The organism is Alkalithermobacter paradoxus, from assembly GCA_002029295.1.
In the GTDB taxonomy this organism is placed as follows: Bacteria; Bacillota; Clostridia; order Peptostreptococcales; family Peptostreptococcaceae; genus Alkalithermobacter; species Alkalithermobacter paradoxus.
The window spans coordinates 423,327-442,987 of record MZGW01000001.1; the positions used below are offsets into that span (position 1 = coordinate 423,327).

16 protein-coding genes are annotated in these 19,661 nt (G+C 29.2%); 3 read left to right on the forward strand and 13 right to left on the reverse strand.

All coding sequences use genetic code 11. The features are described 5' to 3' along the window. Nucleotides 1–5: 5 nt before the first annotated feature. The gene (locus CLOTH_RS02250) at nucleotides 6–1,862 is read right to left on the reverse strand and encodes a type I glutamate--ammonia ligase (RefSeq protein ID WP_079411084.1); all 1,857 of its coding nucleotides are present in this window, start codon (nucleotides 1,860–1,862) and stop codon (nucleotides 6–8) included. A 252-nt stretch (nucleotides 1,863–2,114) separates the two neighbouring features. Beyond that, nucleotides 2,115–3,407: a methionine gamma-lyase family protein gene (locus CLOTH_RS02255; protein WP_079410806.1), complete on the reverse strand. Its 1,293-nt coding sequence runs from the start codon at nucleotides 3,405–3,407 to the stop codon at nucleotides 2,115–2,117. Between the two features lie 207 nt (nucleotides 3,408–3,614). On the opposite strand from CLOTH_RS02255, the gene CLOTH_RS02260 reads away from it, so the two are divergent. Then, entirely contained in the window at nucleotides 3,615–4,634 is a 1,020-nt protein-coding gene (locus CLOTH_RS02260; protein ID WP_079410807.1) for a tyrosine-type recombinase/integrase, read from the forward strand. A gap of 29 nt (nucleotides 4,635–4,663) precedes the next feature. Here CLOTH_RS02260 and hfq read toward each other — a convergent pair whose 3' ends face one another. The 8 genes from hfq to CLOTH_RS02300 form a co-directional block, all read right to left on the reverse strand. Then, on the reverse strand, nucleotides 4,664–4,903 hold the full coding sequence (gene hfq / locus CLOTH_RS02265) for an RNA chaperone Hfq (RefSeq protein WP_079410809.1): 240 nt from the start codon (nucleotides 4,901–4,903) through the stop codon (nucleotides 4,664–4,666). A gap of 40 nt (nucleotides 4,904–4,943) precedes the next feature. After that, the gene (gene miaA / locus CLOTH_RS02270) at nucleotides 4,944–5,888 is read right to left on the reverse strand and encodes a tRNA (adenosine(37)-N6)-dimethylallyltransferase MiaA (protein ID WP_079410811.1); all 945 of its coding nucleotides are present in this window, start codon (nucleotides 5,886–5,888) and stop codon (nucleotides 4,944–4,946) included. Nucleotides 5,889–5,903: 15 nt separating this feature from the next. Continuing rightward, entirely contained in the window at nucleotides 5,904–7,736 is a 1,833-nt protein-coding gene (gene mutL / locus CLOTH_RS02275) for a DNA mismatch repair endonuclease MutL (RefSeq protein ID WP_079410812.1), read from the reverse strand. Nucleotide 7,737: 1 nt separating this feature from the next. Beyond that, nucleotides 7,738–10,338: a DNA mismatch repair protein MutS gene (gene mutS, locus CLOTH_RS02280; RefSeq protein WP_079411086.1), complete on the reverse strand. Its 2,601-nt coding sequence runs from the start codon at nucleotides 10,336–10,338 to the stop codon at nucleotides 7,738–7,740. A gap of 67 nt (nucleotides 10,339–10,405) precedes the next feature. After that, nucleotides 10,406–11,821, reverse strand: coding sequence for a tRNA (N6-isopentenyl adenosine(37)-C2)-methylthiotransferase MiaB (miaB, locus tag CLOTH_RS02285; RefSeq protein WP_079410814.1), 1,416 nt, complete (start codon nucleotides 11,819–11,821; stop codon nucleotides 10,406–10,408). A gap of 167 nt (nucleotides 11,822–11,988) precedes the next feature. Further along, on the reverse strand, nucleotides 11,989–12,300 hold the full coding sequence (locus CLOTH_RS02290; protein ID WP_079410816.1) for a hypothetical protein: 312 nt from the start codon (nucleotides 12,298–12,300) through the stop codon (nucleotides 11,989–11,991). 128 nt (nucleotides 12,301–12,428) lie between these two features. Further along, a complete protein-coding gene (yyaC, locus tag CLOTH_RS02295; RefSeq protein ID WP_079410818.1) occupies nucleotides 12,429–13,016 on the reverse strand; it encodes a spore protease YyaC in 588 nt (195 codons plus the stop codon). Between the two features lie 85 nt (nucleotides 13,017–13,101). Beyond that, nucleotides 13,102–14,241, reverse strand: coding sequence for a THUMP domain-containing class I SAM-dependent RNA methyltransferase (locus tag CLOTH_RS02300; RefSeq protein ID WP_079410820.1), 1,140 nt, complete (start codon nucleotides 14,239–14,241; stop codon nucleotides 13,102–13,104). Nucleotides 14,242–14,404: 163 nt separating this feature from the next. Here CLOTH_RS02300 and CLOTH_RS10685 point away from each other — a divergent pair, with 163 nt between their 5' ends. Both CLOTH_RS10685 and CLOTH_RS10550 read left to right on the forward strand, forming a co-directional pair. Next, nucleotides 14,405–14,572 carry a hypothetical protein gene (locus CLOTH_RS10685; RefSeq protein ID WP_169835112.1) on the forward strand — a complete coding sequence of 56 codons (168 nt, stop codon included), beginning with the start codon at nucleotides 14,405–14,407 and terminating at the stop codon, nucleotides 14,570–14,572. A 40-nt stretch (nucleotides 14,573–14,612) separates the two neighbouring features. After that, complete coding sequence (locus CLOTH_RS10550) at nucleotides 14,613–14,777, forward strand: hypothetical protein (RefSeq protein ID WP_158080445.1); 165 nt, start codon at nucleotides 14,613–14,615, stop codon at nucleotides 14,775–14,777. Nucleotides 14,778–14,826: 49 nt separating this feature from the next. Here the strand turns inward: CLOTH_RS10550 and CLOTH_RS02305 are convergent, their stop codons facing one another. The 3 genes from CLOTH_RS02305 to CLOTH_RS02315 all read right to left on the reverse strand — a co-directional run bounded on the left by CLOTH_RS02305 (nucleotide 14,827) and on the right by CLOTH_RS02315 (nucleotide 19,608). After that, nucleotides 14,827–17,115 carry an Eco57I restriction-modification methylase domain-containing protein gene (locus tag CLOTH_RS02305; protein WP_079410822.1) on the reverse strand — a complete coding sequence of 763 codons (2,289 nt, stop codon included), beginning with the start codon at nucleotides 17,113–17,115 and terminating at the stop codon, nucleotides 14,827–14,829. A gap of 102 nt (nucleotides 17,116–17,217) precedes the next feature. Next, on the reverse strand, nucleotides 17,218–17,544 hold the full coding sequence (locus CLOTH_RS02310) for a hypothetical protein (RefSeq protein WP_079410823.1): 327 nt from the start codon (nucleotides 17,542–17,544) through the stop codon (nucleotides 17,218–17,220). Nucleotides 17,545–17,685: 141 nt separating this feature from the next. Beyond that, nucleotides 17,686–19,608: a YgiQ family radical SAM protein gene (locus CLOTH_RS02315; protein WP_079410825.1), complete on the reverse strand. Its 1,923-nt coding sequence runs from the start codon at nucleotides 19,606–19,608 to the stop codon at nucleotides 17,686–17,688. Nucleotides 19,609–19,661: the final 53 nt, after the last annotated feature.

Genomic DNA, 19,661 nt, shown 5'->3' on the forward strand with positions numbered 1-19,661 from the left:
TATTTTTAGAATAAATTCCTTTTATAAGTATGATATAAATCTTTTAGTTCCCTTACCTTTTCATAGGCTTTGAGTTGAAGCTGAGATACTAAGTCGTAGTTTTTATCTTTTATAGCATCTCTTATTTCTGTAAACAGTGATTTTTCGTCGATTTTATCTTTCATAAGATACCATCTTAGTTTGTGGATTTTTTCCCACATAACTACATCTAAATCAGATACATCCTCAGATGTATGTAGCTTAAAACAAGATCTTACCAGTTCAGTAAAGTCAGAGATTATTCTACTTTCTAGTTCTGTTATCCATTGATCAATAGCAGCTGCTTTATACGAATCTATAATTTCATCAGAGAAAACATCTCCTGACAACAGAACATTTGTTTTGTCTGGGAATTGTTCAAATAATTTTATGCTTTCCCAAACTGTTGCAGGTGGTATTCCGAATAAATTATTTCTTTCCTCATTTGTATAGTGCTCAAATACATCTTCCTCACTTCTGTATTGTCTTGAACTCTCTAGGTATTCAGCATCATCTAAAGATGATTTTGAGAATTCTCTTTCAAGTTCAGTGGAAGTTTTTGCACTATTAACTGCATATTTTATTCCATCTAGCATAGTTTGGTATGAAGCGGCAATTACTAAATATGTATTTGAAAGTGGATTTGGCGAACGTAATTCGAAGCGAGTTGATAGAGGGTTGGATAAATCTCTTATTAAACCTACAAGAATAGATCTATTTCTAGAAGGTACATCTACACTTTTCCCTAAAGATGACACTATGCATATAGGAGCTTCGAAACCAGGTTTTAGCCTATTGAATGAATCGTTAGAAGAAGATGCAAACGGACCTACTACTTCATAATTTTTAAGCAATCCCATCAATGCTCCGAAGCCTATCGAACTCAAATAATCTTGCTTAGGGTCTAAAGGAGAAAATAGATTTACTGTTTTACCGCTTTTAAGTTTAAGAGAAACTCCTAGGTGAGTATGTTTTCCGCTACCAGCAACTCCTTCTATCGGCTTTGCAGCAAATGTGACTTCTAACCCGTAACTGTTGAAAATGTCAGTTACGATATTTCTTACTATAAGCTCGTTATCAGCAGCGCTAAGTGCATCACTATACTTCCAATCTATTTCTAGCTGTTCCATTATATGAGTTTGTTTTCCAGTAACCCCTATTGTAGATCTTATACCGCCTACTTCTTTATGTCCCATTTCAGGGTTTAGGCCATATTTTTCCATAATCCATATAGTTTTTTCTAAAGCTGTTCTTACAACACCTTCTGTTCTTTTCCAATACTGCTCTTTTAAGTTTTGAGAAGTTGATAACTTTTCTTCATCTGCTTTATCTTCAGGTGTTTTAACCCAAAATTCTAGTTCTGTAGCTGACGTTAGAAGTATTTCCTGAATATCGCTCAAGTTATCTACACCTATTTGTTCAAGAATATTTTTATTTTCTTTCATTAATTCCATTAATGTGGTTTTAAAGTGTTGTACTGATTTTTTTAATATAGACCTTGAACAAACATATTTACCATCATGCATTAAAAATGATGGTATTCTAAGTGTTCCTACTGGCATATTATTTTCATCATTCATATAATCGAAATTATAATCAACAAACCATGTGGCATCTAAGTCAGGTATAATTTCTACCTTAGCATTATTTAAAGTAGCTATATTATGTAAAACAACACTAGAACCATCTGTCTGAATTCCAAACTTTAATAATTCATTCATATCATCTATAAATACACTAATCGGTATTTTTTCATCTGTGTCGTTGCCTCTCAAATCTACTCCCATAAAAGACACAAATTGTATTTCAGGATGTGATGATAGAATTTGTTTCAAATATTCCATATCATGATATTCCTTTGGTATGCTGTAGACAAGGTTAGATAAAACATTGTGTTCTTTGAAATGATTGGTCAATTAAAACCCCTCCTGTCTATTTGTTAAATATACTTACTTTTATACGGGATAAATAAAAATAATTCGTATAATTACGAATATAATTCAAAATAGCCCGGTTAAAAATATGGAACTATTATATTATATTTTCTATTCATTGTAAATAGTTAAATATAAAATATAAATATCACATAGGAATTCCTATGTGATATTTATATTTTTGTCGTATATCATTTGAGATATAGCCTTTAATACGCCAAATTTAGAATGGGTAAATGTTAGTCCACCTTGGAAATATACGTTGTAAGGAGGCTTAATTGGTGCATCTGCACTTAATTCTATAGAAGATCCTTGCACAAAAGCTCCAGCAGCCATTATTACATCGCAGTCATAACCTGGCATATCCCATGGTTCTGGAGAAACAAATGAATCTACAGGGGCTGCAGCTTGTATACCTTTACAGAACGATATTACACTCTCAGGACTACCTAAATTTATACATTGTATAATATCACTCCTAGGGTCATCATACGATGGAAGAACATCATACCCTAATTTTTCAAATATTCTTGAACAAAATATAGCACCTTTAACAGCTTCCGATACTGTATTAGGGGCTAGGAATAACCCTTGAAGGACAGTTCTTGTTGTTCCGAATGTCAGACCACATTCTTTTCCTACTCCAGCAGATGTAAGTCTGTAAGAAATAAGATCTATAAGATGTCTCTTACCTACTATATATCCACCTGTTAGTGCTAACCCTCCTCCAGGATTTTTAATTAATGATCCTGCCATAACATCTGCACCTACATCAGTAGGTTCTTTAGTTTCTAAAAATTCTCCATAGCAGTTATCTACCATCACTATTATGTCTTCTCTAGTAGATTTTACTATTTTTATAATCTTTTCTATATCTTCTATAGTTAAAGATTTTCTCCAACTATACCCTTTAGATCTTTGGATTAAGACTAATTTAGTTTTGTCTGTGATACACTGTTTTATATTTATGTAATCAGGATCTCCATTTTCCAAAAAGTCTACTTGTTTATATGTAATTCCAAATTCTTTTAATGATCCTTTAGACTCTCTTATTCCGATAACTTCTTCCAGAGTATCGTACGGTTTTCCTGTTGCGGATAAAATTTCATCTCCAGGTCTTAGTAGTCCTGTTAAGCAAAGAGATAACGCATGAGTACCCGATACTATAATAGGTCTAACTAGAGCATCCTCTGTATTAAATACGTAAGAGTAAATTTCTTCGATTTTTTCCCTTCCTATGTCGTTGTATCCATAACCAGTTGTCCAATTAAAGTGAATATCGCTTAATTTTGATTTTTGCATAGCTTTTAAAACTTTATATTGATTATATTCTTTTATGTAGTCTATTTCTTCGAATTTACCTTCTATTTCCCTTTGTACACATTCAGAAAGATGTAGTATATGTTCGCTAATTCCATAAAAATTTAAAAGCATATCTTTAGTTTCTTTAATCAATTGAATCACCCTTTACCTAATTATAACAATATTAGAATTTTACCACAAAGAATTTACTTATTCAATTTTTTGTCGGCATATGTAATAAAAACATCAAAATAATTTCGCATAAGGTATCTTATGCGAAATTATTTTGAATTTATACAGGAATTATATATAACTATGTTGAATTATATTGTTGTAATAACATATAAGGAGAGATTTTAAATGAAATATTCATCACAAGATTTAATAGGAAATTTAAAATTAAGAAGACAGATGTTTCAGTGTAAATTTGATAACTATCCTATTGAATTTTCTGATTCATTAGAAATTTTCGTTGATGCACTAATCTCAGCAGAAAAATCAGTAAATACAGTAGCTTCTTATTATTTCGATATCAAGACATTCTTTGACTTTATAACTTTAGTATATCCAAACATAGAATATATTTGCGATATCAGGCCATTAAATATAGCTAAATATTATACATATCTTCAAACAGAAAAGAAAAATTCACCTAAATCTATTGTTAGAAAAAAGATGGTACTTAAGATTTTTTTTATGTACTTGATAGAGCAAGGAGTAATATTAGAAAGGCATAATCCTATATTAAAAGATGAAATAATAAAGAATAAAACAAAGAATATTAAGAGTTTACCAGTGTATTTAGAAAAAGATGAGATAAAGTCTTTATTTAATTATATTGAAGAAAGTGAAACAAATTTATTCTATAAACTCAGAAATTTAACTATACTTAGCTTAATGCTATACACTGGCCTTAGAGTTTCTGAAATAGTAAATATAGATTTAGAAGATATAGAATATGCAATGAATTATGAAATACTTAAGGTTTTAGGGAAAGGAAATAAAGAAAGGAAGGTTCCTGTATTAAGAGAGTTTGTAACTAGTGGAAATTTGATGTGCCTAAAAGAATATTACGATGAGAGAGTAAAAAAAGATGTTAATACAAAGGCGATGTTCATATCTAATAGAAACACGAGAATAACATCTAGAACTATACAGATATTAATAAAAAATTATTCAAAGAAAATAGAGCTTACTAAAAATCTAACACCACACAAACTTAGGCACACATTTGCTACTCATCTAATAAAAAATGGGGCTGATATTAGGAAAGTTCAAGAGTTGTTAGGGCATTCATCTATATCCACAACTCAAATATATACTCATATAAAAATGGAAGATTTAAAAAACACTATAAAAGATTATAAAATACATATATAAATTAAAAGAGGATGCGTTTAGCATCCTTTCTATTTAGAGTTATTATTTGATGTTAAATTTATATTCTTAGATGGAATTATAGTAGATATAGCATGTTTATATATCATTTGTTGTTTTCCTTCATTTTCAAGCACTATTATATAACTATCAAATCCTTTTACAATACCCTTTAATTGAACTCCATTCATTAGGAAGATTGTTATACTTATCTTTTCTTTTCTAGATTGGTTTAAAAATAAATCTTGCAAATTTATCGAATTGCTCTTCATAAAAAATACCCCTCCTATATACTTTAATCTTATATTTATTCTACAACAGTTGCAGTTTTCCTTCTATATGCTCTAAAATAAGTGGGACTGCATCGTCTTCGCTGACAAAATCATCTAAATTAAACCATTTAGCGTCATCGTATCTTTTAAACCAAGTTAATTGTCTTTTAGCGTATCTTCTACTGTCTCTTTTAATGGTATAGATTGCTTCTTCGAGAGAATACTCACCCTTTAAATATTTAATTATTTCTTTGTAACCTATGCCTTTCATAGATGTCATAGATTCATTATAGCCCATAGATAAAAGCTTTTGAACCTCTTTAACTAAGCCTTGATTTATCATTATATCTACTCTTTTATTGATTCGTTCATATAGTACATCTCTGTTTCTATTTAAAACAATTATTATAGGATAGTATTCATCATTGGGCTTAATATCATTACTGAAATCTCCAATTTTTCCTCCAGTTTCCGTGTAAATTTCTAAGGCTCTAATCACTCTTTTTATGTTATTAGGATGTATTCTCTCAGCTGATTCATTATCTATTTCTCTGAGTTTATCGTGAATGAAATTAGGTCCATACTTAACAGCTTCCTCCTCAAGTTGCTTTCTTATATTATCGTTAGAAATAGTATTACTAAAATCCATATCATAAATAAGTGAATTTATATATAAACCTGTTCCACCAACAACTAAAGGTACATGCCCTCTAGTAAATATATGATGTATATATTCTTTTGCTAGTGACTGAAACTCAGATACAGAAAACGGGGTGATAGGGTCAATCTCATCTATCAAGTAGTGCTTTATTCCATTCATTTCTTCATTGGATATTTTAGCTGTGCCTATATCCATATATTTATATATCTGCATAGAATCAGCAGATACAATGCTTGTCCTTAACTTCTCAGCAATTTTTATGGATATACTTGTCTTACCAACAGCTGTAGGACCGCAAATTATGATTAAAGGCGTTGTCTTCATTAAACATGTTCCTTTCTAAATAATTCTTTTGAACATTTTTTCAATCTCATACTTTGTCATTTCAACTAATATTGGTCTACCATGTGGACATGTATAAGGGTTTTCGCACTGACTTAATTTCCTAATTAGAACATCTATTTCAATTTGGTGTATTTTATCCTTGGCCTTTATAGCAGATTTACAAGCCATAGATGCAATCTTATCTTTCTTAAGTTCATAGTTATTAGTTACATAGTCTATATTATCTAGAATTTCTAAAATGAATTTCTCAGACTCAGGGGCTTCAAATAAATAAGGAACTCCTCTTATAATAATAGAATTATTCCCGAATAGTTCTATTTCAAAACCAAACTCTTCAAATATAGAAAATATATCTTTTATTTTAATTATATCTTTAATACAAAAATCAAGTATTATAGGATCTATTAATATTTGAGTAGTTAGAGATTTATTAGTTAATTCAGCTAAATAAGTTTCATACAATACTCTTTCATGAGCAGCATGTTGATCTATTAGAAATATAGAATCCTTATGTTGACCAATAATGTATGTGTTAAAAATTGTCCCAACAATAGATATATCAGGTAGTATAATTTTATCCTCATTAACTATAGGTGCATCTATAAAAGTGTTCTTATTTGAGGCGTATATATTAGATGAATCAACTGAAAAAGTATTTTTATCTTCACAATTTTTTGCAAAATCCTCACTTACCATAATTTGTTCTTCGCAAACTATAGTAAGTGGTTTAACTCCTTTTTCTAAGTGTGTGCAGGAAGTGTTTATTATATCATTTACTTTTATATAGTTTTCTTTATAAGATGCTGTAAGTGTTTTTTCGTATTTAGGAATTAGTGTTTGACCTAAGAGTGTATCATTAATTGTATTTTTAATGACATTATATATTTGCAACTCATTTTCAAATTTTATTTCCAACTTAGTAGGATGAATATTAACATCTATAACATCAGGATTTAGGTAAAGATTCAAAAAACAAATTCCATATTTATTTATGGGAAGTATAGATTTATATCCATCATTTATAGAGTTGAGCAGTATAGTACTTTTTACATATCTTCCATTTACATAAACATGTTGCATAGACCTATTACCCCTATAAATAGATGTGTTTCCTATAAACCCGTCTATCTTTATAAATCCCATATCAGATGAAACTTGTATTAGATTATCAAAAACTTGTTTACCATATATACTTCTGATAGCACTTTTGAGGTTACCATCTCCAGGAGAAGTTAACATAACTTTGTTATTGTTTATATATTTAAACTGTATAGAAGGATTTCCTATAGAAAGTTTATTAACAGTATCAGTGATACTTAGTGTTTCTGCATTAGAGGATTTAAGAAACTTTTTTCGTGCTGGAGTATTGAAAAACAGATTTCTGATAATTATTGTAGTTCCTATGCTTGTGCCTATAGATTCTTTCTTTATAATCTTACCACCAGATAGGCATATTTTAATTCCAAAATCATTTTCTTTAGTTCTAGTTATAAGCTCGACTTCTGAAACAGATGCTATACTAGCCAAAGCTTCTCCTCTAAAACCCAGTGAATTCAAATTATAAAGGTCTTCTACATTAAGTATTTTACTTGTAGCATGTCTCAAAAATGCTTTTTCCACCTCATCCGGTTTAATACCTGTACCATTGTCTGTTATGCGTATTAATTTTTTTCCACCATCTTCTATTTCTACTGTTATTTTTGAAGAATGTGCATCTATAGAGTTTTCTATAAGTTCTTTTACTACGGATGATGGCCTTTCAACAACTTCTCCAGCAGCTATCTTATTTATTGTATATTCATCGAGTAAATTTATAGTAGTATTCAAATTATATCATCTCCATTGATTTAGCTTTACCTTGAATCTTATAAAGAGTATTTAACGCTTCAATAGGAGTCATATTTACTATATCTAGTGATACTATTTCTTTTAACAGAGGGTTTGTATCGTAGAAGCTAATTTGTTCATTCACCACAGATTCTTTAGTAAAAGCAGCTTCTATAGTTGCACTTGAAAAATCATGTGGAGCATGGTTTATATTACTTTGTTCAAGTTTATTAAGAATTTCGCTAGCTCTTTTGATTATTTCATCAGGTAAATCTGCAAGTTTAGCCACATGTATTCCATAGCTTTTATCAGCTCCACCCTCTACTATTTTCCTTAGAAAAATTATATCTTCCCCATTTTCTTCTACTGCTACAGAATAATTCTTAACTCCACTTAAGTTCTTCTCAAGAACTGTAAGTTCATGGTAATGGGTAGCAAATAAGGTCTTACATCCGATATTGTTGGATATATATTCTACTATAGACCATGCTAAACTAAGTCCATCGTACGTGCTAGTACCCCTGCCTACCTCATCTAAAATAACTAAACTATTTTTAGTAGCTGTTTTTAGTATATGAGATACTTCAGTCATTTCAACCATGAATGTACTTTGACCTTGAGACAAGTCATCACTAGCCCCAACACGTGTAAATATTCTATCTACTATTGATATATTGGCTTCTTTTGCTGGTACAAAAGATCCTATATGTGCTAAAAGTGTAATTAGGGCTACTTGTCGCATATAAGTTGATTTACCAGCCATATTTGGTCCTGTTATTATACATATACTGCAATCACTAGTATTTAGATTTGTAGTATTAGGTACAAAGTTTTCTTCGTTTATTAATTTTTCTATTACAGGATGTCTACCATCTATGATAGTTAAATTTCCATCTGTATTCAAGGTAGGTTTGCAGTAATTATTTTCATACGCTACTTGTGATAGAGAAATTAAAACATCTATTTTAGCTATAACCTTCGCTACTAGTTGAATTCTATTTATGTTTTTATATATTCTTGACCTTATATCTAAGAAAAGTTGATATTCTAGTTCTTTTATCTTTTCTTCAGCATTTAATATTTTTTCTTCTATTTCTTTAAGCTCTAGTGTTATAAATCTTTCAGCATTACTAAGTGTTTGTTTTCTTATATACTCACTAGGGAGTTCAAATTGCTTTAAGTTTGAATTTGTTATTTCTATATAATATCCAAATACCCTATTAAACCCTACTTTCAGAGATTTTATGCCTGTTTTTAATCTTTCTCTTGATTCAATTTCCTTGATTAAATGAGTTCCATTTTTAGATAAATCTCTTAATTCTCTCACTTCATCACTAAAAGATGATCTTATTATATTTCCATCCTTTAAGGTAACTGAGGGTTCATCTAAGATAGCATCATTTATGAAGTTATAAATATCACTAAGTTCATCCATTTTTTCACTTAGTTTTTTTAGATGTATACACTCAGAGTTAGATATTATATGTTTAATCTTAGGTATCCTGCTTATAGATTTCTTTAAGTTTATAATCTCTTTAGGATTTATATTTTCAAATGCAATTTTTCCGCATAATCTTTCTATGTCATAGATATTCTTAAGCTCTGATGAAATGTCTTCTCTTAAATTATAGTCTTTTACCAACTCATCTACTAAGTCTAGTCTCTCTTGAATAGAAGCTTTATTTATCAATGGCTCGTCTACATATTTTTTGAGAAGTCTTGAACCCATTCCAGTACTTGTTTTATCTAGAACATGAATTAAAGATCCCTTTTTTTCTTTGCTTCTAAGCGTTTCTGTAAGTTCTAAATTTCTTCTCGTGAAAACGTCTAAACACATATAATCTAATGAATTATAGTAATTTATTTTATTGATATTTGAAGCAACTTGTCTTTGAGTATTGTAAATATAGTTTAAAAGTCCTATCAAGCTATATTTAATCTCAATTTTGTCTAAAATCCCTACATTTAATAAGTAGCTTTCATCAAAATATTTAGAGAGTATACTACTATCAGTAGAGTAGTATTTAGTAGAGTTTTCATTCAAGAAAATATTATTCTGATCACATATTAGTTTTAATCTATCTTCTGTGGTTTGGGAACTATATATTATTTCAGTGGGTTTAACCTTAATTATTTCCTCATACAACATAGATCTATCAATGAAAGTACATGAAAGATCTCCAGTTGATATATCTACATAAGAAATGGATGCTGAAGTATCGTTAAATGTAATAGACATTAAATAGTTATTTTCTTTATTGTTAAGGATACTATCATCCATAATAGTTCCTGGACTTATTATTTTAACTACTTCTCTTTTGACTATACCTTTAGACTTTGAAGCATCTTCAGTTTGCTCACAAATTGCAACTTTATATCCATTTCTTATAAGTGTAGAGATGTATGCATTTGATGAATGATATGGAACACCACACATAGGAGCTTTTTCATCAAATCCACATTCTCTACCTGTTAAAGTGATTTCCAAAACTCTAGATGCTATAATAGCATCATCGAAAAACATTTCATAAAAATCTCCTAACCTGAAGAACAAAATACAGTCTTTATACTTTTCTTTTATCTCAAAATACTGTTTCATCATTGGTGTTAATTTTTTCAACTTAATTCCCCCAATCTTCAGAAGAAAAGCACTCAATTGTGAGTGCTTTTTATTGTTCTATAATTATTCCATTTAATGAGAAAGTTTTTGGATCTGTTATTTTTACATTAACTAATTTTCCTATAAGGTCTTTGCTTCCCTCAAAGTTCACGAGTTTATTTTGTCTAGTTCTACCCATTAACTTATCTTTATTAGTTTTACTTTCTCCTTCGACTAATACTTCAACAACTTTATCCTTGTACCCTGAATTAATCTTATTACTTATTGGATTTAATACGTCTAAAAGTCTATTGAATCTTTCTTGTTTAACCTCATCTGGTACTTGGTTGTCCATCTGTGCAGCTGGAGTTCCTTGTCTTACGGAGTATATAAATGTAAATGCAGAATCATACTCCACTTTTTGAACAACATCTAATGTATCAAGGAAGTCTTCTTCAGTTTCACCAGGAAAACCAACTATTATATCTGTAGTAAATACTACATCAGGAATTTCCTTTTTGATTTTATCAACCAAAGATAAATAATATTCTTTATCATATTTTCTATTCATTATATCTAAAATTCTAGAACTTCCCGATTGTAATGGAAGATGAACATGCTCACATACTTTTTCACAATCTCTTATTGCATAGATAAGATCGTCTGATAAGTCTTTAGGGTGAGATGTCATAAATCTTATTCTTTCTATCCCTTCTATTTTATTAAGTTCTCTAAGAAGATCTGCAAATGAAAAATTATTTTCTAAGGTTTTTCCATACGAATTTACATTCTGTCCTAGTAATGTTATTTCCTTAGTACCATTATTAGCTAAGTCTGTAACTTCTTCTATTATATTTTTAGGATCTCTACTTCTTTCCCTGCCACGAGTATAAGGTACTATACAGTACGTACAGAAATTGTTGCAACCTTGCATTACGTTTACAAAACCTTTTAATTCATATTTTCTTTTGCTAGGCACACCTTCTAAAATTTCGCCATCTATATCCCAAACATCAATTAGCGTTACATCTGAATCAAATGATTCTAAAAGAAGCTGCGGAAATGTATGAAGATTATGAGTACCAAATACCATATCTACATGTTTATATTTGTTTTTTATTTCTTCTACTATGTGAGGTTGCTGCATCATGCATCCACATACAGCTATCTTAAGATCTGGATTTATCTGCTTTAAATGTTTAAGATGTCCAAGATTTCCGTATACCTTAAGTTCAGCATTTTCTCTTACTGCACAGGTATTATATATTATGATATCACTTTCTTCTAGTGTTTGTGCTTCATTATATCCCATTCTTAGTAACATTCCAGATAGTTTTTCCGAATCATGTTCATTCATTTGACAGCCGTATGTTTTTATAATATATTTTAAAGTTTTACCTCGATTTAATTTATATATATGGTTAACTAAATTTTCTTGTTTCTGAATATCTTCTTGAGATACAGATACATTTTTTCTTTCGCCCATGATTGAACTCCTTCCATAATGCAATGTATATATTAGTATATAGTTTAAGCAGTTTATCCTATATTATATCAAATTGTTATCTAAAAGTGTAGATATAACTTAAAATAAAAATGTTTAAACAATAAAATAAAGCTAAAGAATCTTTAGCTTTATTTTATTGATATATTTTATTCTTCTATAGATTCTGAGCTTTCTTCTGTAGAATTTGTTGAATCTTCCTTAGAATCTCTGTATTTTTTCTTTTTCATAGATTTAGAGGTTTTTTCTACATCTTTTTTATCTTCAGGTTGATGATCCTCTACTAGTAAGTCATCACATTCTAAGTTTTCTTCTATATCTCTTATATTGTCACTAGGTTTATTTTTTTTCTTCTTTGATACTTGTGAAGTAGTTTTAGAATCATTTTTAACTTCAGCTTGATTTTTAGATTTAGACTTACGCTTTCTAAATAATCCTGTTCTAAGTTTTAGTAGACCCATTTTTCATCCTCCCAATCTAATTTAAGGTTAATAATAACGCCAAAATGTTTCTGTACAATGTATTTTATGTAAGTAAAGTAAATTGTGTTACATAATATTGAATATAATTTTAAAAATTAAAAAAGAACCTACATAAGCATAGGTTCTTTCAATTGATTACTATTTATATCTTTATTAAATTTCCATAATCCAAATTCTATTCCCTTTGCTATAACATCAGACATTTTCATAACTAAGCTCAATCTCGTGCTTTGAAGTACCATAAGTTCCATAAATCCACATAAATTCACAATACCCAAAATATTAATATTTCCTACAGGTGGTAGGTCTTTATGGACTCCTGCTCCTGGCTTTAATGGACCATCAGATATTTTTATATTGCCTATCTTATTTTTATTGCCAAGACAAGCGTCTATAGCAATAATAAACGGATACTTGTGAGTCTTACGTATTAAATCTAAAGTTTCTTTTAGGTTTTTTGCATGCACTGGATGATTTAAAGTTCCATAAAGATAAGTATTTCTAAAGGTTTTGAGTTTATTTTCGAGTTTATAACCTGTAAGAGGACCTAGTGAATCACCTGTACATCTATCAGTTCCTATGCATACTATTACTATATCTTTATATTCTTGCGTGTATTGAGATTTAAGAACTTTATAGAATACATCTCCTGTATATATATGAGACAAAGAGTTATCTATGTGAACCTCATTCATAATTTCACCTACTTTTCTATTTTGTATAGTAGAATTTTTCCCAGAAAAACTAAAAAAATTCTATAAAAGCAGGTGAAAGACTTTTTTATCTTGAGTTTGGTTTAGGTCCTAAATATTGATAGTAGTCTGTTCTTAACATTCCGTTATAAAGCTTTCTTTTTCTATCAGCTTTTCTTCCAAAGAAGTTTTCAAATTCAGGATGGGAAGTTATTATGTAAAATGACCAAGTATCCAATTTAGAGAAAGATTTTCCCATATCGCTGTATAACTTTTCTACTGATTTTTTATCTTCAAGTCTTTCTCCATAAGGTGGGTTTGTAATAATAAATCCATAGTTATCATTACTTTGTATCTGTCTCATGTCTTTTTTTTCAAATTTTATATATTCATCAACTCCTGCTATTTCAGCATTTTGTCTTGCCACTTCTAATACACTTTCGTCAATATCATATCCATATATAGTGAATTGAGCATCATTTCTCATTAATGAATATGCTTCTTTTCTAGCATCCCACCAAAGCTTTTTAGGAATCCTTTCCCATTTCTCACTAATAAATTCTCTATTAAGCCCAGGGGCCATATTAATACCAATCATAGCTGCTTCTATTAATATGGTACCTGATCCACAGAAAGGATCAATTAATATTCTATCGTGTTTCCAAGGAGTTAAAGAAACTAAAGCAGCTGCTATTGTTTCTCTTATAGGAGCTTTACTTGAGATTTCTCTATATCCTCTTTTGTGAAGACTTTCTCCAGTAGTATCTAAGCAAATAGTAACTTTATCCTTATTGATAAATACACTTATAGGGTATTTATCTCCTGTTTCTGGAAATACATCTAAGTTATAAGTCGACTTTAAGTTTTCTACAGCTGCCTTTTTAACAATAGATTGTATATCAGATGTACTAAAAAGTTTAGAATTTACTGAAGAAGCCTTGGCAACTGGAAAATTTGCATCCTTTGGTATCCATTTATCCCAATCTAACTTTTTAGTATTTTGAAATAGTTCTTCAAAAGTTCTCGCTTCAAATTCTCCTAATTTTACCATGACTCTTTCTGCAGTCCTAAGCCATATATTTGACTTGCAAACTCCATATTCATCAGTTATAAAACTTACTCTACCATCTTCTGTTTTTTCTATTTCATATCCCAACTCTTTAATTTCTCTAGCTAAAATCTTCTCAATTCCAAATAAACATGGTGCTACTAACTTAATTCTAGACATATAATCCTCCTAAAGACTTGACGTATTGGTAATTTCACATAGTTTAATATAAATCATTATTAATATAACTTCAATAGTTAAGTAGTATATACCTTAAAAATTTAGATTTATATATTATATTTTGCATTATTGGTTAAATTAATTAATGAAAGGAGTGATTATATTGAATAATAATAAAAATTTAAGAAAAACCACAGAAAAGACAAATGCCGAGTTAAGGAAAATGTATTCAGAACATGGCAGTGAAATAGGTATAGCTCACGGAGAAAAATTAGGACAAAATGGAAGAAAGCTAACTAAAAGATCAAAGCTTTCTCATAAGAAAAAGTAAAAATTAACTAAGTAAATATTAAACAAATGGAGGATTGTATATGGGAAAAAAAACTACTAGAAATACAAGAAAAGACAGACATAGCAATTTAAATCAAATAAAAATAGAAACAGCAAATGAGCTAGGACTTGATTACAAAGATGGAAAATTTACGGGCAAGATAAGCAAAGAGGCTTATTCTAGAAGTATAGAATCTAGAAAATAAAAATAAAGTGCTGTGCAATTATCGCAGACGCGATAGTTACACAGCAAAACTAATTACAAATAAATTCATTTATCAACTCAATTTCACTGCTTGTTAAGGATATGTGATTATATAAAATATCATCAATTTCAGACCTTAACTTAGTTATAGAATATAATAACGACTCTTTCTGCTCATCTGAAGAATCAAGTATTCTGCATAGATTTATAATTTCCTTTCCCTTCTTTTCTACAACCTCCTTATCTTTTATAACTATAATTTTTAAATCCATAACAGAATTAGGATAATAATCATATAAACCATTCCCAAGATATTTTCCATATTGTTTAAAATAAAACTCGTAAAGTGAAGAATTTAGGATACTTACCAAGTATTCTAAAGATATATTCTGGGCATATTCTTCTTTAATATAAAATGAATATACATCTGCACTAAAATAGTGTCCATCTGGATCTATTGCAAACCTATTTTGTTTAGATTTATATGGATAAACCATCTTATATTTATTAAACTTGCCTTCTTCTCTTCCCCATTGAAGATGATACCATTTTCTAGACCCTAATTTACATTCTCTTCTGTTTTCTAATTTATTCTTGTATTTATGTATATATCTCATACTATTTTCAAACATATTAGGATCGTCTATAGAATCTGCATATATCAATTTAAGATCACTTTTTTTTAGTATGTATTTTTCTATATTACTATTTTTTATCCAAGGCTTTACTACCGTGTCTTCAATATTGTTAACATGTATATCCTCAGAACTTAGGACAAATGCCTTGTCATATCCAGTGATTATACCTTGAAAACTATATGCAATATCCTTTAATGAAAGATTTGAAGAATCAGATATTTTTTTTAATATTTTAAAATTAGATGGGTGAGCTAGTATCCATCTATCATCCTTTAAGTCATTTTGATTTATATAAAATGTATTATATGAAAGTTTGCTTACTAGTGAATAATTATTAAATATATCTTTGTTATTAACCTTAAAAACCTCTATTTTGTTATCATAAAGTTTTTTTCTAGTGTAAGTTAATATAGATGTAGATATTCCTAAGTTCTTAAATATTTTAATACCAAAGAAATCTATAATTCGTTTTATATCTGTATTATTTTTAAGGTAACATCTCAAATTCATACCTGTTGGACCTTCGAAAAAATATCTAGGAACAATAAATGAAATCTTACCTGTATCTTTGACCTTTTCTAACGCCCTTTGATGAAAGCAGTAGGATAAATCAGACTTGTCCTTAAAAACATCAGAATAGTTATTCAATAAATATTTCTTATAATCTTTATTTAGATTCTTAGTTCCTATGTATGGTGGATTACCTATTATATAATCGAATTTTCTGCTCCAAAAATTTATCTTTTCTTTATCTAAATTAGATAAATTCTCATATCTAATTAAACTATCACAATTAATAACATTTAATTCATATGAGAAGCTTTCTATATCTTTAAGTAATAATACAAACTTAGTTATATATGTAGAAAAACTGTCTATATCTGCACCGTATATGCAATGCTTTAATATATGAAAATGAATATTTTTAGTTACCCAGTAATCTTTTCCTTTAACTATTTGAGTTATTCCATTTGATGATATAGTATATTCATGGTTATAATACATAGAGTTTAAACTAACAATGTTGCGTTTAAATTTCTGCATTAATAAATCGTACGCTTTATCTAAAAAGTATCCACACCCACAAGATGGGTCTAGTACTTTTACAAATGGGCTTTTTAGGATATTTACTTCATCTACGGTATTTTCAAGCATATAATCAACTATAAAAATAGGAGTGTAAAAAGATCCTAAAGATTTTTTTGTATCTATATCTATTAACTGTTCATATAGCTTTCCAAGCAAACCTGGATCTATATCATAATTAAGAGAATGAAATTTATCTATTATAACATTAAGTTGTCTATTATCTAAATGTAAACTTTCATATATCCTTATATCATTAAAGAGTCTAGATTGTAGACTATTTTTATTTGAGAATATAAAATCAAATAACTCATCAAATCTAAACTCATTTATTAAATTAGGCCATTCATTTATTGACTTAATTAATAATTTTCTAGTACATATATTTAGAAATATCAATTTACTTATAAGAACAAATGAAGATTTTTTACAGAATTCTTCTTTGAATTTATCTATTGGTAAATTTAATTCATGCTTTAGAGAATAACTATGCATCAAATTTTTAAACTGAATATTTGCATTATAATTACGTTCAAATTCTTTATTTATAATATTAAATATATCTGTATATAGTTTTGATACCTGTTTTAAAATAACTTCTGTTCCGTTCTTCATTTTTATACCCCTTTTGAGATTACATAAAATAAAAGAGAAACTTTAGAAAGTTTCCCTTTTATTTTACCATTATTTTCTCGAATTTTCTCTTAAAAACTAAAATCATACTGAATTATTCTTTTTTCCGTCATCTAATATATCTTTAATTTCATCATAGGAGTTTTGTACAAAGCTTTCAATTTCCTTTTCTGTAAATAATGACTTTGTATATTCTGGAATCATATTATAAAATTTTCTAACAACCCAGGCAAATTTTTCATCTCCATTTACAAAGTTTTTTTCTGCAATTAGCATAAGTTTATAAGCCAGTTCTCTAGCTTCTTTTATAGCAACTTTCTCACCGAATCTCTTATATATATATACCATATATCCAACTATAACTATTATCAAAAGAAAAAACCATCCATATTCGTGTAAAATACTTGTCATTTACTCTACCTCCTTTGAAATTTTATATATAAAAAGTATATGCTTTTATGTGTAAAAGTGGGATACAATATTTAATGTATATTTAACTTGGAATTTAAAAATCTCTACAAGTTCTTGTAGAGATTTTAGTGTGCATATCTTTTATTTTTTCTTAGATTTCATTCTTGTTTTCTTAGATTTTTCTCTTGTATTATTTTTCTTCTTGTCAGTTTTCCTCATCTTAATTTGATGCTCAACATTACCTTGATAGTTCTTATCGTTTTTAGACCTTCTAGGTTTTATAAGACATTTTGGTCCAAAACCTATCAAATCTTCTCTATTAGCTTTCACTAGTGCAGCATATACTAAATCATAATTCTTAGGATTTCTATATTGAAGCAAGGCTCTTTGCATAGCTTTTTCAGTTTTATCTCTAGGCACATATACTTTCTTCATTGTTCGTGGGTCTAAATTAGTATAAAACATAGTTGTTGATAGCGTGCCTGGAGTTGGATAAAAATCTTGAACTTGCTCAGGTTGATATCGTATGTCTCTTAAGTATTCTGCAAGTTCAATTGCAGACTCTAAAGTACTTCCAGGATGGCTAGACATAAGATATGGTATAATATATTGTTTTTTACCTAATTTCTCATTTATCTGATAGAATTTTTGCGTAAATCTATCGAAAACTTCTCGCCCTGGTTTGCCCATTAATGCTAGTACTTCTGAGGATACGTGCTCTGGAGCAACTTTTAACTGCCCACTCACATGGTGTTTAGATAGCTCTTCAAGAAATTCATAATTTTTATCAGCTACTACGTAGTCATATCTTATTCCAGATCTTATAAATACTTTTTTTACATTTGGAATATTTCTTAGTTTTCTAAGTAATGATATATATTCTTTGTGATCTACATTCATTTTTTTACATGGATTAGGAAATAAGCACTGTCTTTCTCTACATGCACCTTTTTTAAGTTGTTTTTCACATGCTGCATCCCTAAAATTAGCTGTAGGTCCTCCTACATCGTGTATATATCCTTTAAAATCTTCATCTTTAGTAATAGTTATAGCCTCGTTTAATATAGAGTTATGACTTCTACTTTGAACTATTCTACCCTGATGAAAAGATAAAGCACAAAAAGAACAGTTTCCAAAGCATCCTCTTGAACTTATAATACTAAATTTAACTTCTTCAATTGCAGGTATTCCACCAAACTCTTTGTATATAGGGTGGTAGTTTCTTTGATAAGGCAGAGAGTAAATAGCGTCTAGCTCTTCTCTGTTCAAAGGCATCATAGGCTTGTTCTGAACTAAATACTTATCACTATGTCTTTGAACAATAGTTCTTCCTCTAATAGGATCTTGCTCCTCGTATTGAACTTTGAAAGCATCAGCGTACTTATTCTTATTCTCACTTACTTCCTTGTAACTAGGAACTTCTACGTAGTCATATACATTCTCAAGCGTATCGACAATATAACATGTACCAGGTATATGTCTTATATACTGCACCTCTAATCCATCATTTAAATTATTAGCTATATCTACTATCTGTTTCTCGCCCATTCCATATACCAATAAATCAGCACTGCTATCTATTAGAATAGATTTTCTTACTTTATTACTCCAATAGTCATAGTGAGCAAATCTTCTAAGACTAGCTTCTATACCACCTATTATTATAGGGATATTTTTGTATGCTTGTCTTAGCATGTTGCAATATACTATAGTAGCTCTATCGGGTCTTAGTCCCATTTTACCGCCAGGGGAGTAGTAGTCTTTTTCTCTAAGTTTTTTGCTAACAGTATAATGATTTACCATCGAATCCATGTTTCCTGATGTTACTAAAAATGCTAATCTAGGACGTCCTAGCTTAGTAAAATCGTCTATATTTCTCCAGTTTGGTTGTGCTATTATCCCAACTTTATAACCTTCATGCTCTAGAACTCTAGATATAATAGCGGCTCCGAAACTCGGATGGTCAACATATGCATCACCTGTTACTATTATAAAATCTAACTCATTCCATCCTCTATCCTTCATATCATCCTTAGATATAGGCATATACTTATTTGCTTTCATAATTATCACCTACTAATTTATTATGTCTTTGTTAAGTATTTTGATTATACCTT

Bases quoted from the DNA above. Each gene is read 5' to 3' on its own strand.
- CLOTH_RS02250 (WP_079411084.1), bottom strand. From the start codon at position 1,862: ATGGAATATTTGAAACAAATTCTATCATCACATCCTGAAATACAATTT.
- CLOTH_RS02260 (WP_079410807.1), top strand. From the start codon at position 3,615: ATGAAATATTCATCACAAGATTTAATAGGAAATTTAAAATTAAGAAGA.
- hfq (WP_079410809.1), bottom strand. From the start codon at position 4,903: ATGAAGAGCAATTCGATAAATTTGCAAGATTTATTTTTAAACCAATCT.
- miaA (WP_079410811.1), bottom strand. From the start codon at position 5,888: ATGAAGACAACGCCTTTAATCATAATTTGCGGTCCTACAGCTGTTGGT.
- mutS (WP_079411086.1), bottom strand. From the start codon at position 10,338: ATGATGAAACAGTATTTTGAGATAAAAGAAAAGTATAAAGACTGTATT.
- miaB (WP_079410814.1), bottom strand. From the start codon at position 11,821: ATGGGCGAAAGAAAAAATGTATCTGTATCTCAAGAAGATATTCAGAAA.
- CLOTH_RS02290 (WP_079410816.1), bottom strand. From the start codon at position 12,300: ATGGGTCTACTAAAACTTAGAACAGGATTATTTAGAAAGCGTAAGTCT.
- yyaC (WP_079410818.1), bottom strand. From the start codon at position 13,016: ATGAATGAGGTTCACATAGATAACTCTTTGTCTCATATATATACAGGA.
- CLOTH_RS02300 (WP_079410820.1), bottom strand. From the start codon at position 14,241: ATGTCTAGAATTAAGTTAGTAGCACCATGTTTATTTGGAATTGAGAAG.
- CLOTH_RS10550 (WP_158080445.1), top strand. From the start codon at position 14,613: ATGGGAAAAAAAACTACTAGAAATACAAGAAAAGACAGACATAGCAAT.
- CLOTH_RS02305 (WP_079410822.1), bottom strand. From the start codon at position 17,115: ATGAAGAACGGAACAGAAGTTATTTTAAAACAGGTATCAAAACTATAT.
- CLOTH_RS02310 (WP_079410823.1), bottom strand. From the start codon at position 17,544: ATGACAAGTATTTTACACGAATATGGATGGTTTTTTCTTTTGATAATA.
- CLOTH_RS02315 (WP_079410825.1), bottom strand. From the start codon at position 19,608: ATGAAAGCAAATAAGTATATGCCTATATCTAAGGATGATATGAAGGAT.